Source organism: Butyrivibrio sp. MB2005, from assembly GCF_000424285.1.
Classification (GTDB): Bacteria; Bacillota; Clostridia; order Lachnospirales; family Lachnospiraceae; genus Butyrivibrio.
On sequence record NZ_AUJP01000026.1, the window covers coordinates 23,142 to 39,869 of the forward strand.

14 protein-coding genes are annotated in these 16,728 nt (G+C 43.1%); all 14 read left to right on the top strand.

The window, feature by feature from the left end; genetic code table 11:
- The first annotated feature begins 136 nt into the window (after positions 1-136).
- The 14 genes from G610_RS20905 (at position 137) to G610_RS0113285 (ending at position 16,665) form a co-directional block, all read left to right on the top strand.
- Entirely contained in the window at positions 137-1,153 is a 1,017-nt protein-coding gene (locus tag G610_RS20905; protein ID WP_051198001.1) for a LacI family DNA-binding transcriptional regulator, read from the top strand.
- A 275-nt stretch (positions 1,154-1,428) separates the two neighbouring features.
- A complete protein-coding gene (locus G610_RS0113225) occupies positions 1,429-2,754 on the top strand; it encodes an extracellular solute-binding protein (protein WP_026525187.1) in 1,326 nt (441 codons plus the stop codon).
- A gap of 93 nt (positions 2,755-2,847) precedes the next feature.
- Positions 2,848-4,209: a carbohydrate ABC transporter permease gene (locus G610_RS0113230; RefSeq protein ID WP_051198002.1), complete on the top strand. Its 1,362-nt coding sequence runs from the start codon at positions 2,848-2,850 to the stop codon at positions 4,207-4,209.
- Entirely contained in the window at positions 4,209-5,471 is a 1,263-nt protein-coding gene (locus G610_RS0113235; protein ID WP_081667475.1) for a sugar ABC transporter permease, read from the top strand. The genes G610_RS0113230 and G610_RS0113235 overlap by 1 nt, the downstream gene beginning before the upstream one ends.
- A 13-nt stretch (positions 5,472-5,484) precedes the next feature.
- Complete coding sequence (locus G610_RS0113240; RefSeq protein WP_196809845.1) at positions 5,485-7,335, top strand: alpha-amylase family glycosyl hydrolase; 1,851 nt, start codon at positions 5,485-5,487, stop codon at positions 7,333-7,335.
- Positions 7,336-7,533: 198 nt separating this feature from the next.
- Positions 7,534-8,055 carry a cysteine hydrolase family protein gene (locus tag G610_RS0113245; RefSeq protein WP_026525191.1) on the top strand — a complete coding sequence of 174 codons (522 nt, stop codon included), beginning with the start codon at positions 7,534-7,536 and terminating at the stop codon, positions 8,053-8,055.
- A 92-nt stretch (positions 8,056-8,147) separates the two neighbouring features.
- On the top strand, positions 8,148-10,121 hold the full coding sequence (locus G610_RS0113250) for a glycoside hydrolase family 31 protein (RefSeq protein WP_026525192.1): 1,974 nt from the start codon (positions 8,148-8,150) through the stop codon (positions 10,119-10,121).
- A 35-nt stretch (positions 10,122-10,156) separates the two neighbouring features.
- Complete coding sequence (locus G610_RS0113255) at positions 10,157-10,639, top strand: PTS sugar transporter subunit IIA (RefSeq protein ID WP_035797578.1); 483 nt, start codon at positions 10,157-10,159, stop codon at positions 10,637-10,639.
- Between the two features lie 41 nt (positions 10,640-10,680).
- Positions 10,681-12,120 carry an N-acetylglucosamine-specific PTS transporter subunit IIBC gene (gene nagE / locus G610_RS0113260; protein WP_026525194.1) on the top strand — a complete coding sequence of 480 codons (1,440 nt, stop codon included), beginning with the start codon at positions 10,681-10,683 and terminating at the stop codon, positions 12,118-12,120.
- A gap of 103 nt (positions 12,121-12,223) precedes the next feature.
- A complete protein-coding gene (locus G610_RS0113265) occupies positions 12,224-12,520 on the top strand; it encodes an STAS domain-containing protein (protein ID WP_026525195.1) in 297 nt (98 codons plus the stop codon).
- A gap of 114 nt (positions 12,521-12,634) precedes the next feature.
- Complete coding sequence (locus G610_RS20910; RefSeq protein ID WP_035797579.1) at positions 12,635-14,221, top strand: bifunctional metallophosphatase/5'-nucleotidase; 1,587 nt, start codon at positions 12,635-12,637, stop codon at positions 14,219-14,221.
- Positions 14,222-14,226: 5 nt separating this feature from the next.
- A complete protein-coding gene (locus G610_RS0113275) occupies positions 14,227-14,493 on the top strand; it encodes a GIY-YIG nuclease family protein (RefSeq protein ID WP_026525196.1) in 267 nt (88 codons plus the stop codon).
- A gap of 70 nt (positions 14,494-14,563) precedes the next feature.
- Positions 14,564-15,490: an aldo/keto reductase gene (locus G610_RS0113280; protein ID WP_026525197.1), complete on the top strand. Its 927-nt coding sequence runs from the start codon at positions 14,564-14,566 to the stop codon at positions 15,488-15,490.
- A gap of 44 nt (positions 15,491-15,534) precedes the next feature.
- Complete coding sequence (locus G610_RS0113285; RefSeq protein ID WP_081667477.1) at positions 15,535-16,665, top strand: aldo/keto reductase; 1,131 nt, start codon at positions 15,535-15,537, stop codon at positions 16,663-16,665.
- Positions 16,666-16,728: the final 63 nt, after the last annotated feature.

The following is a 16,728-nucleotide window of genomic DNA, read 5'->3' on the forward strand; positions in this document are numbered from 1 at the left end:
ATGGATATTGCTGAGATATTAGGGAATTGTGGGAAGTTTTTAATTGTAGCTTGACATAGTTTGTGAGGTTTATATATAGTTAAAATAAGTTAATCGCTAAACCAACAATGATGTTTTTATAGTGATCGGAGCAAAAATGAATCTTAAGACTATTGCACAGATTGCCGGAGTAAGTACAGCAACTGTTTCAAACGTTATAAATGGGAATTATCACAAGGTTTCAGAGGATACCAGGCGTAAGGTAGAGAAGATCATAGAAGAGTCCAACTACAAGCCCAGTGTCATGGCCCGTTCCCTTGCTAAAAAGGAGAGTCATCTTATAGGCGTTGTGGTTCCTTATCTCAGTAAGGACGAAGACTTTTTTTCTAACCCATATAATGCACACATTATCGCAGCCCTTGAGAGATATGTAAGGCAGCACGACTATTACATAATGCTTCGCTGCGTGGGGGCACCAAGGGAGATCATTCCTCTTTTGTCTTCCTGGAACGTGGATGGCGCATTTTTCCTGGGGGTTTATAAGGAAGAGGTCCGTGAGATCAAAGAGAGAATCGATATTCCCATGGTATTTATCGATACCTATGCACCCGGTGAAAACATAGTTAACGTGGGCATTGAGGACTACAGAGGCGGATATCTGTCCGCAAAATACCTTATAGGTAAAGGCCATAAAAATCTTGCACTTGTGGCCCCTGTTATAACAGGAGAGGGCGTTATCAAGGAGAGACAGCAGGGATTTATCGATGCCTGCAAGGAGAGCGGAATCGATTTTAAACCCTCAAGGGATATTTACATCTGCGATTCTATTTACGGCGGCGCTGTAGAAATCGGACAGGACCTGGTATTTTCGGGTAACGGCTACACAGCTGTTGCGACCATGTCTGATATCGTGGCATTTGGCGTTATAGAGGGACTTACCCAGTGCGGTATCAGAGTGCCCTTCGATATGTCGGTTGTGGGATTTGATAATTTACCTGATTGCGATTTCATGACACCTAAGTTAACCTCTGTGGCGCAGGATTTTAGCTGGAAAGCTGAGAAAGCGGGAGATTATCTGTTCCGCATGATCGCAGGAGAAAGGGATCTGGTGGCAGATATACGCCAGCCTATCAGAGTAATGGAGAGACATTCAGTACGTAACCTGGCAGATTAACATAAATTTAACTGATTACGCAGGATTTAAACCCGGTTTTAACGGATTTTGTCCTGCGTTTTTTAGTGCACCTTTGGTTAAGCGAATAACATAAAACAACAAAATAATCAATTGTGAAAAATCAATAAGAATCAAAGCTTAGAATTATTCAAAGTATAGAAAAGTTAAAAAGAGGTTGACCGCTTAACCAGCATGGCGTATAGTCCTAGTAAAGCGATTAACCAAACACGTTAGAGAAACAAATTTTACAAGCAACAAATCTAGGAGGAATTGAAATGAAATTGAAAAAGTTAGGAGCGCTTATGATGACCACTGCTGTTACAGCAGGCGTTCTTGCAGGATGTGGAAGCAGCAACGCTTCAGAAACTGCAGCACAGGGTACAGAAGCAGAGAGTACAGCGGCTGACAGCACAACAGCATCAGATACAGCAGAGGCTACAGAGGAAGCTGCTACAGGCGAGACCGAGGCAGTTAACCTTAAGATCTGGGTTCCTGAAGAGGAAGTAGACATCACAGATCAGATGGTAAAGGATTTCGATGCAGCTCATGATGAGTTCGACATCACATACGAAATCGCCGTTGTAGGAATCGATGAAGCACCTCAGGCACTTGAGACTGACGCTGATACAGCAGCTGATATTTTCTACACACCTTCAGGCGGTGTTGCAGATCTTGCAGGTAAAGGCCTTCTTCTTCCTATAACCAAGGATTTTGATACATTAACAGGTGACCTTCCTGAAAGTGCTATCAATGCAGTAACAATTGATGGCCTTACATACGCAGTTCCTTTTTCACCCAATACATACTTCATGTATTACAACAAGGATCTACTCACAGAAGATGAAGTAAAGAGCCTTGATACAATCATGGCAAAGGATCTTGGTGATGGAAAGTGGAACTTCAGTACACAGATCACAAACTCATGGTATATCGAGAGCTTCTTCCTTGGTAACGGATGCACACTTTTCGGTGCTGACGGTAAGGATGCTTCAGATTGTACCTTCAACGACGCAAACGGTCTTGCAGCAGCTGAGTACATCGTTGATCTTGCAACAAACAGTAAGTATCTTGAGGATGCTGACGGTGTAGGCGGTTCTGCATTTAAGGAAGGTAATCTCGGAGCAGTAACATCCGGAGCATGGAGCGCACCTGAGTTTAAGGATGCTCTTGGTGACAGCCTTGGAGCAGTTGCTCTTCCTACAGCAAATATCGGTGGCAAGGATGTACAGCTTTCAAACTTTGTTGACTTTAAGACAATTACAGTTAAGTCAAATACAGCTCATCCTTTAGCAGCTCAGCAGCTTGCAGTTTACATGGCAAATCCTGACAGCTGCCTTACAAGATACAACACACAGGGCGATGTACCGGTTCTTAAGTCTCTTTCCGAAAGTGAAGAGATCAAGAATGATTTTGTAGCATCTGCTCTTAACGATCAGGCAGCACTTGCAACAAACCAGCCCAGCATTCCGAAGATGGGTGATTACTGGGATCCTGCTAAGGCACTTGGCGAAGGCATCTATTCAGGTGATATCAACAAGTCCAACCTTCAGGAGAACCTCGATGCTCTTGTAGACAGTATCACAGGTACACTTACAGAGTAATCTTAAGGCGATTTTGATTAGTTTTGGGGCTGCGCTTCTTAGCAGCCCCATTATATTATGAGCCTGCTAATCGTTATCAAAATGGAGTTCATTATGAATACAGAATACAAAGATAGAAATCTGATCACAATTTTTACCAAGGGTGATATTTTTTCAAAGTTATCATTTATATTTTGCGGTCTAGCCAATATTCGTTATGGCCAGGTTATCAAAGGGTCAATATTTTTACTTTTAGAAATCTTATACATTGTTTTCATGGCAGTTAAAGGTGGAAACCTTCTGCATGATCTTTCTACTCTCGGAGAAAATCTTCAGGGTATGGCATACAATGAGTCACTTGGCATTTATGAGATGCAGCAGGGTGATAATTCAATGCTGATCCTGCTTTACGGCGTAATGGCGATAGTAATCACAGCAGCATTTATCGCTCTTTGGAACTTCTCAATTCGTTCAGGTGAGAATGCCAGAAAAAATAAGGAAACCGGACATCACGTAAACAATTTTATACAGGATGTAAAAAGTCTTACAAATGAGAATATTCGCTTCCTGCTTCTGTCAATTCCTGTAGCGGGACTTTCAATATTTACTGTAACTCCTCTGATCTACATGATCCTGATGGCTTTTACCAACTATGATTCAGAGCATCAGCCCCCGGGAAATCTTTTTGACTGGGTTGGAATAGAGAACTTCAAGACACTTCTTGCAACAGGTGACAGACTTGCATCAACCTTCTGGCCTGTTTTGGGATGGACTCTCGTATGGGGATTTTTCGCGACATTTACCTGCTATTTTGGCGGAATGATACTTGCGATGATCATCAATTCAAAGGGCATTAAATTCAAGAAGTTCTGGAGAACCATATTTGTGTTTACTATGGCTATCCCTTCTTTCATATCTCTTCGAGTTGTTGCAACAATGCTGGGTGAGAGAGGAATCTTCAATGTTCTTCTTCAGCAGTGGGGATTCACAAGCAGCGCTCTTCCTTTTTTGTCAAATGCGACATGGGCAAGAGTTTCGGTAATTGTAGTTAACTTTTGGATCGGCGTTCCGGTAACAATGCTTATGGTAAGCGGAATCCTGATGAATATTCCGGGAGAGCTTTATGAGAGCGCAAGAATAGACGGAGCCGGTCCGTTCACAATGTTTAGAAAAATCACATTCCCCTATATGTGGTTTGTGACAACACCGTATCTTATTTCAAATCTAATAAGTAACTTTAACAACTTTAACACCATCTTCTTCCTGACAGGAGGAGAACCTCACACACTTACATATTACAAAGGTGCGGGAAAAACAGATCTGCTTGTTACATGGCTGTATAAGCTTACCAAGGACAGCAACGATTACAACCTTGCATCCACAATCGGAATCATAATCTTTGTAATATCTGCAGTGTTTACACTTATCTCGTTTTCAAGGTCAAATGCTATGAAAAATGAGGAGGGATTCCAGTAATGAAAAAAACAGTAATAGGATTAAATCTCATATATTATGTGCGGGCTGCAGCAGGCGCTATCCTGTCCTTTATCTGTCTCTTTTTACCTTATATTTCAAGAGATGGAAGCCGCAGCTCCATGGTTTCTACAGCGCTTGACCTGTTGAAAGCACAGGAGACTTCAAAGATAACATTTTTCGTCTATGTGGCTGTTGCCCTTACGACATTGTCGTTTATCTGTGCTGTTTTTAACTTTGTAAAAACATCAGTTAAGGGCATGAAAATCTGGCAGGCAATACAAGTAGTTAACACAGCGTTCTGGACATTTTTGCTTTTTGCATCAAAGACAATCCTTGAGAAGGCAGGACTCCAGAGCGGCTTCATGAATAAGTATCTGGGAATCGGTTTCTTCCTTGGACTTATCGCAACATATTTCGCACTTGTGTACATTATGAAAGTTACTCAGACAAACAGAGGATATATCATTCTCACAATTCTGGGCGTTATATGGATGTTCCCTATTTTATGGATACTTTTGACAGCTCTCAGAGCAGAGCAGGGCTACTATGTGGGTTATTTCTTCCCTCATAAGCTTACCTTCCAGAACTTCATAGATCTGTTCAGTAACCAGAGCGTACTTCCTTTTGGAAGATGGTGGCTCAACACACTGATAGTTGCGGTTTGCAGCTGTATTATCAATACACTGATTATCCTTATGACTTCATTCACCTTAAGTAGAACCAGATTTAAGGGCAGAAAAGGTTTTATGAATGTTCTTATGATAATCGGCATGTTCCCCGGATTTATGTCACTTATCGCAGTGTATAACATCCTTAAAGGTCTTGGACTTAATCAGTCTCTTGCAGCCCTTGTTATCGTAGGTGCGGCCGGAGCAGCCATGGGTTATCACGTAAGTAAAGGATTTTTTGACACAATCCCGAAGGCAGTAGATGAGGCGGCAATTATCGACGGCGCTTCAAGACTTCAGATATTTACACATATTACACTTCCGTTATCAAAGTCCATAATCGTTTATACGGTGCTTGGAAGCTTCCTTGGAGCGTGGTCGGATTATATTTTTCCCAGCATGCTCTTTGGAGACAAGCAGAGTTCATATACTGCAGCAGTAGGTCTTTACTGGCTAACTGACTTTAGAAGAATCGATACATATTACACACAGTTCGCCGCAGGTGCAGTGGTTGTTGCGGTGCCTATCGTAATCCTCTTTGTATGGCTTCAGAGATTCTATGTTGAGGGTCTTTCAGGCTCAGTAAAGGGATGATATGGGTGATTTTATGAAAAATTGGCTAGACAGTATTTACAGCGACGGAACACCCGGCTTTGTGTCAGATGCTGATCCAAAGCTGGGTGACAGCATCACTGTTTCCGTAAGATTATATAAGACTTCTCCCGTGAAAAAGGTCTTCCTGCGAAAAATGACCAATGGCGCGGAAGAATATATTGATATGGAAAAGGGCGAAACTAAGGGGAATCTTACCTACTATAAGGCGCAGATTAAGATAAATGAGCCCTCCGTAAAATATATTTTCGTGTTCATGACAGAGGATATCATCTATTACTACAATCAGGCGGGAGTAACAACCTACGTTCCTGATTACAGGCATGATTTTGTGATCCTTGCAGATAACCACAGACCTGATTGGGTAAATGGAGCGGTGTTTTACCAGATTTTTCCTGAGAGATTCTGTAACGGTGATAGGTCGAATGATGTGAGAAATGCAGAGTATGAGTACAACGGCATTCCAACTATTCACATGGATAACTGGGATGATAAGCCTCTTTTGCCGGATCAGGGAAGAGCTGTTGATTTCTTTGGAGGTGATATTCAGGGGATAATTCAGAAGATACCGTATCTGAAGGAACTGGGAGTTACCGCGATTTACTTAAACCCAGTGTTTACGGCATATTCGACACATAAATACGACTGCATAGATTTTTTCCATGTGGATCCTCATTTCGGCGGAGATGAGGCACTGGCAAAGCTTTCAGAGGCACTTCATGAAAACGACATGAAGCTGGTGCTTGATATATCCATAAACCACACAGGTATAAAGCATCCCTGGACAGAGGAGAAGCCGGAATTTTATTTTAAGAATCCTGATGGCTCCCTGAAGGGATGGGCAGGCTTTGCGTCTCTTCCTGTTCTTGATTACAGGAATGAGGAGCTGCGGGATCTGATCTACAGAGGTGAGAATTCCGTGCTCAGGAAATGGCTGAAGCCGCCTTACAATATTGACGGCTGGCGCTTTGATGTGGCAGATGTCCTTGCAAGAAATGATGAGGTTCAGCTTTCTTCAGGGGTTTGGAGGGAAGTCTGCGATGCCATCAGAGAAGAAAAGGAAGATGCCATTATCATAGGCGAACACTGGGCTGATTGTAACGAATACCTTCAGGGCGACCTCTGGACAACGCCTATGAATTACTATGGTTATGGAAGGATCATCAGGCAATTCATCGGCCTTCCCGAGCTTTTCGTATCAAGGAACAGGGACCTTGCACAGGTGGACTACAAAATGACTGCCATGGATGTGGTAAAAAGAACTGCGGACCATTACAGCAGTATTCCCCAGGCCATTGCGGATTGTCAGATGAATCTTTTTGACAGTCATGATATTCCGCGAGTCCATAATTATAAAAAAATAGACTTTCCCAAATGGAAGATAGCTGTTCTTTCACAGCTCCTTTGGACAGGTATCCCATGTATCTACTACGGGGATGAGCAGGGAATTGACGGTTATACTGAACATGATGCCGGATTTCGCTATCCCATGAACTGGGATGAGATCACAGGCAAAAGAGCAGATTTCTTCAGGATATATCGCAGGATGATCCAGCTGCGAAGGAATGAAAAGGCTTTTGCCCAGGGTGGAAGGAAGGTCCTTTTTAGCGATGGAAAAATACTTGCCGTTTCCAGGTTTCATGGAGACAACATGTTTGCCTGCATAATATCCATGGAGGATGAAACTAAGACCATAAGTCTTCCACTGTGGCAGATTGGCGCAGCAGGAACTTTAGACGTAACAGATGAGTTTGGCGAGATAGTCAGTATCAGGGAAAATTCTGAGGATTTAGTACTTGAGATACCACCCTTTAGCTCATATATTCTGAGACTGTTACCTGTGTGACACTTGTGTGATAAAAGCTCTGATATTATTACATCATAAACAAGCCCCTTCCAAAAACTTTATTCACATATTACACAACAAAAGCCCTGCATTTTTCTTGTGAGAGATGCGGGGCTTTTGTTATAATAATTGTTGAAAAATCAAAGATTTTTTGCCGCTAAATGGCGGATTATTTTTTGACATTTTGGAGGAATGAAAATGAAAGTTTTGGTGGTTGTTGACATGCAGAATGATTTTATAGATCAGGCGCTTGGCACAAAGGAAGCAGTGGGGATCGTGGATAATGTTGCTGCGAAAATAAAGAACTTCGACGGCAAGGTTATTTTTACAAGAGACACTCATCACACAGATTACATGAGCACACAGGAGGGACATAACCTGCCTGTTGAGCATTGCATTAAGGATAGCGAGGGATGGCAGATTTCTTCAGCACTTCCTGTAAGTGAGGATGCGCTGATCATTGATAAGCCCACCTTCGGATCCAAGGAACTTGGACTTTGTCTTGAAAAAATGGCTAAGGAGAATGACATTGAGGAAATCGAGGTCATCGGCCTTTGCACAGATATTTGCGTAATCTCAAACGCACTTCTCATAAAGGCATTTCTGCCTGAAGTGAAAATTACTGTTGATGCATCCTGCTGCGCCGGAGTAACACCACAGAGCCATCAGACTGCGCTGGATGCCATGAAAGCATGCCAGATCAACATAATCGGAGCATAATTCATTTTTGAGAAGTGACGAAGGTTTTTCAAATCGATCCGGACAAACTCATATTAACTAACTAATCATTTTTAACTCGAAAGGAGAGTACTATGTCACTTGAAAATATCAAAAAATACGAATTCGGTAAGCCCTTAAATACAGGTGCTGTTGTTGTGGACATTCCGAAAACAGAGGGAATTCCCACAGGTTTTACCTATGATGAGGGTTCTAAAGAAATCACTACAACTCTTAACAAAAAGGATGTGGTATACGGTCTTGGCGAGACTATCCGCGGTATAAACAAGCGCGGATGGCTCTATATAAGCAATAATGCAGATGAACCGCACCATGAGGAGACCAAGCACGGCCTCTACGCATCTCAGAACTTCCTGATGCTGGATGACGGTAACAGGTGTTTTGGTATTTTCGTGGATAATCCCGGAATCGTTCAGTTTGACATTGCATATACTGACGCAGATAAGTTCACCATCCGTTTTGAAGATAATGATACATATTTCTACGTTATAGATGGAAAGACACCTTATGAGATCGTGTCATCCTTCAGAGAACTCATTGGACGTAGCTATATTCCTCCGCTTTGGGCCTTTGGATTTGGTCAGAGCCGCTGGGGCTACAAGACTGCCGATGATGTTCGTGAGGTGGCAAGAAGATATAAAGAGCTTGGAATTCCCCTTGATATGATCTACATGGATATCGATTATATGCAGGATTTCAAGGACTTTACCATTAATCCTGAGCGTTTCCCTGATTTCGAGGCATTCGTTAAGGAGATGAAGGATGAGGGCATCCGCCTTGTTCCCATTATCGATGCCGGTGTTAAGATCGAGGAAGGCTATGACGTCTATGAAGAAGGCGTTAAGGAAGGATATTTTTGTAAAAAAGAGGATGGTACAAACCTGGTGGCAGCTGTTTGGCCCGGTAAGGTTCACTTTCCGGATTTCCTTAACAGCGCTGCAAGAAAATGGTTCGGAGATAAGTACAAGCTACTTACAGATGCAGGAATAGAGGGCTTTTGGAATGATATGAACGAGCCTGCTATTTTCTATACAGAGGATCACCTCAAGGAAGTTTTTGCAGAAATAAAGGACTATGAAAATAGAGAGCTTGATATTTGGGGATTTTTTGCATTTAAAAATCTCATAGGCTCCATTGATAACAATCCTGAGGATTACAGGAGATTTTATCATGATTTTGACGGCGTGAAAGTACGCCATGACAAGGTTCATAACCTTTATGGTTTCTACATGACAAGATCCGCAGGCGAAGCCTTTGAGCGTAACAATCCGGATAAGAGAATTCTTATGTTTTCAAGATCGTCCTATACCGGAATGCACAGGTATGGCGGCGTTTGGACAGGAGATAACACTTCATGGTGGAGTCATTTGCAGCTGAATATCAAGCAGATGCCATCACTTAGTATGACAGGATTCCTTTATTCCGGCGCTGATGTGGGCGGCTTTGGCGGCAATACCACAGAGGACCTTGTTATGCGCTGGACTGAGTTTGGTATTTTCACACCTCTTTTCAGAAACCATTGTGCCCTGGGCGGCAGAGAGCAGGAGCTTTATCAGTTCGGAAAGCCTGAGGACTTCAAGAATATCGTAGAACTCAGATATTCGCTTGTTCCTTATATTTATTCAGAATTCATGAAGGCTGTTTTGAATAATGGAATGTACATGGCACCTCTTTCCTTTGAGTATAGGGATGATGAGAGATGTCGCGAGATAGAGGATCAGCTTCTGGTGGGCGATTCCATCATGGTTGCACCTGTCTATGAGCAGAATAAGACCGGCAGATATGTATATTTGCCTGAAAAGATGAAGCTTATCAGATTCAGAAGCTATAACGATTTTGATGAGGAAATCCTTGAAGCAGGCGATCATTATGTAAAGGCAGAGCTTAACGAAGTTCTTGTTTTTGTAAGACCCGGAAAGGCACTTCCACTAACAAAACCCGCGAAATGTGTGGATGATCTTAGCTGGGATGATCTTAGCTACATCACCTTTGATGCGGATCCTGAGAGCTATGATATGTACAAGGATGACGGTATCAGCAGACTGTAATTTTTTCATAAGATTTTATTCGAGGGGACATAAAAATGGGACTGTTTGATAAGCTTTTTCATGGCAACAAAATAGAGATAGCAGCACCTGTAAATGGAGAGATCGTTCCCATAGACACTGTGAGCGATCCCACATTTTCACAGGAAATGGTAGGAAAAGGAGTGGCTATTATTCCTTCTGAGGGCAAGTTCTATGCTCCTGCGGACGGTGAGCTGGTGGCTGTTTTTCCTACGGGACATGCTTATTGCATAAACACTGATGATGGAGCCGAGCTTTTGGTTCACATCGGAATAGACACTGTAAAATTAAATGGGGAATTTTATACAATACACGCGCAGCAGGGAACCAGAGTAAAAAAGGGTGACCTGATCGTAGAAGTAGACATAGAAGGCGTTAAGGGCGCCGGCTACGATATAATAACGCCTGTGATTATTTCTAATCACGCCAAGTTTAAGGGGCTTGAAAAGGTGAGTGGTAAGGCGGTAGTCGGGGAACCTGTAATCCTTCTTAGTCAGTAATATAACTAACAATTTAATAAAGTAGTGGGAGGTGTTGTTGTATGATGAAGTATTTACAGAAAATCGGCAAATCACTGATGTTGCCTGTAGCGGTTCTTCCTGCAGCAGGTATTCTCTATGGTATCGGTTATTGGATCGATCCCAGCGGATGGGGCGCAAACAGCGTTCTTGCGGCGTTTTTTATAAAAGCTGCTTCCGCTATCATTGATCAGATTCCGATCCTGTTCGCTATCGGTGTTTCCGTGGGCATGGCAAAGGATCATGACGGCACTAGTGCTTTGGCAGGTCTTGTATCTTTCCTTATGATCACGACACTCCTTAGTTCAGGCGCTGTTGCCATGTACAAAGGGGTTGACGTATCAGAAGTTCCTGCAGCTTTTTCCAAGATCAGCAATGCGTTTATCGGTATTCTCGCAGGTGTTATCGGATCAAGCTGCTACAACAGATTTAAGGACACTAAGCTTCCGGACTGGCTGGCATTCTTTAGCGGAAAGAGATGCGTAGCAATAGTAACCGCAGGTGCATCCATTATTACAGCGGCTATTCTCTATTTTGTATGGCCTCTTATCTTTGCTGCACTCGTTGCTTTCGGAACAGCTATCATCGGCCTTGGTCCTGTGGGCTCAGGTATCTATGCAATGCTTAACCGTGCGCTTATTCCTCTTGGATTGCACCACGCACTGAATGCGGTATTCTGGTTCGATACAGCAGGAATCAACGACCTTGGCCTTTTCTGGTCAGGCGCTGACGGAGCAGTAAAGGGTGTTACAGGACAGTACATGACAGGATTCTTCCCGGTTATGATGTTCGGTCTTCCCGCAGGTGCTCTTGCAATGTATCACACAGCCAAGGATACCAAGAAAAAAGAAGCTGCAGCACTGCTTATGGCCGGTGCTCTGGCATCATTCTTTACAGGTATCACAGAGCCTCTTGAATTTGCATTTATGTTCATGGCTCCCGGCCTTTACCTTGTACATGCAGCTCTTACAGGCGTATCAGCTATCATTTGTACACTGCTTCCTTTCAGAATCGGATTCAACTTCTCAGCAGGTCTTGTAGACTGGATACTCAGCTTCAAGGCTCCTATGGCTGTTAATCCCTGGATCCTGATTCCGATAGGCTTGGTATTTGGCGTTATCTATTATGTTATTTTCAGAATCGTTATTCTGAAGTTTGACTTAAAGACTCCCGGAAGAGCTGATGATGAAGAAGAGGATGAAGGCGCTGTTCTTGCAAATGATGACTTCACATCTATTGCAAGCCTTGTTCTTGCAGGTCTTGGCGGTAAGGAAAACATCAAAGAACTTGACTACTGCGCAACAAGAATCCGTGCTGAGATAAATGATTATACTCAGGTGGATGAGAAGGCTATTAAGAAAGCCGGTGTTGCAGGTGTTATCCGTCCTTCCAAGACAACAGTTCAGGTTATTGTAGGACCTAAGGTACAGTTCGTTCATGATGAATTAAAGAAGATGCTTTAATAGAAATTTAATTAAATATGTTGATTTATCGCATGGTTTTATTATGATTTCAAGGTTATAATCTAGTTGAGACTAATAAGTCTTTGAAAGGAGATGCGCAGTAATGACGATTAACAAGAATAAAGATGGTAACAGCTTAAAGGTAGCGATTGAGGGAAGACTTGATACCACGACAGCGCCTCAGCTTGAAGAGGAACTGAAGAGTTCATTTGAAGGTGTAGAGAAGCTGGAACTTGATTTTGCAAAGCTGGAGTATATCTCATCTGCGGGTCTTCGCGTACTTTTGTCTGCTCAGAAGGTTATGAACAAGCAGGGCACTATGGTCATCAAAAATGTCAGTGATGAGATCAGCGAGATTTTCGAGGTGACAGGCTTTAGTGATATTTTGACCATCGAATAATAATATATGATCCAGAGTCTGAGTGTTGTGCGAAAGCACTTCACTCAGATTTTTTAGTTTATACGCAGGTGAAAGCCTTTTTATAAATTCATTATTCTACTAAGGAAAATAAAAATGAGAATCATTTTTACTTCAGACACACATGGTCATGTTTTTCCAATAAATTATGCCACGGGGGAGCAGGAAAATTCCGGGCTATTGAGCATCGCAGCCCAGATGGAGGGCGAAAAAGAAAAGGATGGAAACACCCTTGTAATCGACGGCGGCGACAATCTGCAGGGTACGCCTCTTATGGCATATTATTTAAGCCACATGGATGAGTATGATTTAAATCCCATGGCGGAGGGCTTTAATGCCATGGGGCTTGATTACTATACCTTCGGAAACCATGATTTTAACTATGGATATGAGGCTTTCAGAGATTTCGCAGAAGCCATGAAGGCCACTTTGGTGTGCGCCAATGTTATAGACAGAACAGGCGGACTTAACATCAAAAAGCACGTGATCCACATCCTGGAGGATGGCACAAAAGTCGGCATAACAGGCGCTGTAACAGGGTTTGTGAATGTCTGGGAGCAGGAAAGGAATCTCATTAACTATATAGTAGAAGATCCGATAGGAGCTCTGAAAAAAGAGAATGAAGAGCTTGAGGGAAAGTGCGACATCAAGGTTTGCATCTACCATGGCGGCTTTGAGGAGGACCTTACTACAGGCAGTAAGTTATCTGATAGTGAGGAAAATCAGGCCTGCAGGATAATCAGGGAGATGAATTTCGATATTATTCTGACGGGACATCAGCATAAGCCCATAGAGGGCATCGCCATGAGCGGAACCTACGGAGTACAGCCCCCTGACAAGGGTATGCAATACTGCGTTCTTGACGCTGAGTACGTGGGAAAGGATGAGGACAGGGATGTAAAGGGCAGAACCCTTACAGGCAGTGGATGGAGTGTTATGTCATTCCTGATACCGGTGGAGAAGCACTACGCAGATTTTGAAAAGCTTAATGATGCAAATCCGGGACTTAAGAAGATGAATCAGGATCTGCAGATATGGCTTGATGAGCCAATCGGCTGCCTTGAAAAAGAAATTGAGTCGGAACAAAAGCTTGAATGTGCCATTAATGGCAGTAAGGTTGCGGCGATTTTCAATCAGGTTCAATTGGAGTTTACAGGAGCAGATTTTTCAAGTACAAGCATCTCCAATGATCCTCTGGGACTTCCGAAGAATATTACTGTTCGCGATGTGCTTAACATATACCGTTTTGCCAATACAGAGGTTGTGAAGGAGATCACTGGAGCAGACCTAAAGGAAGCCCTTGAGCGCTCCGCAGAGTATTTTTCCATAGATGAAAAAACCGGAGAAATCTGCGTGTCGGAGGCCTTTTTGAAGCCTAAGGTTGAGCACTATAACTATGACTATTTTGCAGGGCTTTGTTATGAGTTCGACATATCAAGGCCTGTAGGTGACAGGGTTGTGATGCTCAAAAAGCTTGATGGAACTGAGATTTTTCCGGATGAAAAGTACACCATCGTGACAAGCAATTACAGGGCCACAGGAACCGGCGGATATAAGAGCATAGCCAGGGGCAGGACCGTAAGAACCTATACCGAGGAGATGCCGGATCTTTTGATTGATTTTATAAAAAGGAATTCTCCCGTAGGAGAGATCGACAATTGCAGGTATAAGGTGAGGTTTTGATAAAAATGAATTACACATATTTAGTTGAATGCGCAGATGGAACCTTATACTGCGGCTGGACCAATGACCTGGAGAGGCGCATGGCTGACCATAATGCCGGGAAGGGAGCAAAGTACACAAAGCCCAGACTTCCGGTTAAGCTCGTATATTACGAAGCCTTTGAAACAAAGGAGGAAGCCATGAGCAGGGAGTGGCATATTAAGCAGCTTAGCCGCGCAGAGAAGATGAAGCTTATCACAACAAAAAATGATAATACCCATTTCAATCCATAATAAGTAAGAGAGTCCGCAATTTGTTAGCATAAATTGTGCACATTTGATTTAATGACAGAGAGGAAAAATCATGGATTATATAAATGTAGCAAATGGGCCTCAGAACGTATCAAGAATCATTCTTGGATGCATGAGAATGCCTGCTCTTGACGTAGATGGTGCTGCTAAAATCATTAAAACCGCATCAGAAGCCGGAATCAATTATTTTGATCATGCCACCTGCTATGGGGATGGCGAGGCAGAAACACGTTTTGGCGATGCATTCCCGCTTACAGGACTTAATAGAGAGGATATTTTCATTCAGAGCAAATGCGGCCTACATTTTGACCGCCAGGAATTTGACTGGAGTAAGGAAGATATTTTAAGCAGTGTTGACGGCATACTTGCAAGACTTAAAACAGACTATCTTGATGCACTTTTGCTCCACCGCCCGGATCTTCTTTTTGATCCTGAGGAAGTGGCAGAGGCCTTTGACAAGCTCCATTCAGAGGGAAAGGTAAGACATTTTGGTGTCAGCAACGTTACTCCCGGTCAGCTTGAGCTTTTAAAAAAATATGTTAAACAGCCTCTTGTTTTCAATCAGCTGCAGTTTTCACTTGATCAGACACAGCTTATAGATACTGTGCTATACTTAAATAATAAGACAACAGACCGTTCAATCGACAGAGATAACGGCATTCTGGATTACTGCAGACTTAACGATATTACTATTCAGGCTTGGTCACCTCTGCAGATCGGCATGTTCCAGGGCTGCTTCGTTGATCATCCTGATTTCCCTGAGCTTAATGCAGCACTTGCAAAGATCGGCGATAAGTACGGAATTTCCAAGACCGCTGTTGCAATCGCATGGATCTTAAGGCATCCCGCAAAGATGCAGGCTATCGCAGGCACCATGAATCCCGCACATCTCAAGGATATCTGTGATGCAACAAAGGCTAATCTTACTCACCATGAGTGGTATGAACTGTATCTTGCATCAGGCAAGTTTTTACCGTAAAAAGATAATAAACGCAGAAATAAGCGTAGGTTGGAGGACTATATATGGATAATTCATTTCCGGAGATTAAAAAATTATTTGGCTTTGGCTGCATGAGACTGCCGATGAAGGGCACAGAAGTAGATATCGAGCAGTTTAAGCAGATGGCAGATTACTTCATCGATAACGGTTTTAACTACTTTGATACCGCACACGGATATATCGATGGAAAATCAGAAAAAGCAGTTAAGGTGGCTGTTTCTGACAGATATCCCAGAGAGAAATTCCTTCTGGCAGATAAGCTGACAGAGCCCTATTTCAGCAAGGAAGAGGATATCAGACCTTTCTTCCGGAGTCAGCTTGAGCTTTGCGGCGTAGAGTATTTTGATTTTTATCTGATGCATGCGCAGAATGCCAAGAATTTCGGGCACTTCAAGAAGTGCAGAGCATACGAGACAGCATTTGACCTGAAAAAAGAGGGTAAGATCAAGCACGTAGGTCTGTCTTTCCATGACAGCGCAGATGTTTTGGACAATATCCTTACAACTTATCCCGATGTTGAGTTTGTACAGATTCAGTTCAACTATCTCGACTATGAGGATCCCGGCGTTCAGAGCCGTAAGTGCCTTGAGGTTTGCAAAAAGCATGGCAAGCCCGTAGTTGTAATGGAGCCAGTAAAGGGCGGAAGCCTTGTAAATCTTCCTGAAGCAGCTCAGAAGGTATATGATGAGACCGGTTCAGGCTTATCAAATGCCAGCTACGCTATCAGATTCGCAGCTACACAGGAAGGTATCAGAGTTGTTCTTTCCGGCATGAGCGATTTCGAGCAGATGAAGGACAATGTATCCTTCATGAAGGATTTTAAGCCTCTTGATGAGAACGAGTTTGGCGCTATCGCTAAGGTTACAGGCATCTACAAGGGCCTTGATACAATTCCCTGCACAGCATGTCATTACTGCGTTGAGCAGAATCATTGTCCCATGAACATCATGATTCCGGAGATTTTCTCCTGCATGAACACCAGAAAGATCTTCAACGACTGGAACCAGAAGATGTACTACGAAAACGTAATTACATCCGGCGATAAGGGTAAAGCTAGTGCCTGCATCGAGTGCGGCGGCTGCGAAAATGCCTGCCCTCAGCACCTGGAGATCCGCGCTCTGCTTAAGGACGTTGCCAAGGAATTTGAGGGCTGATAAGGGTAAGACTTCCTTAAGTATCCGGTGAGGGAAGTCTTAATATCAAATAAATAGCACAAT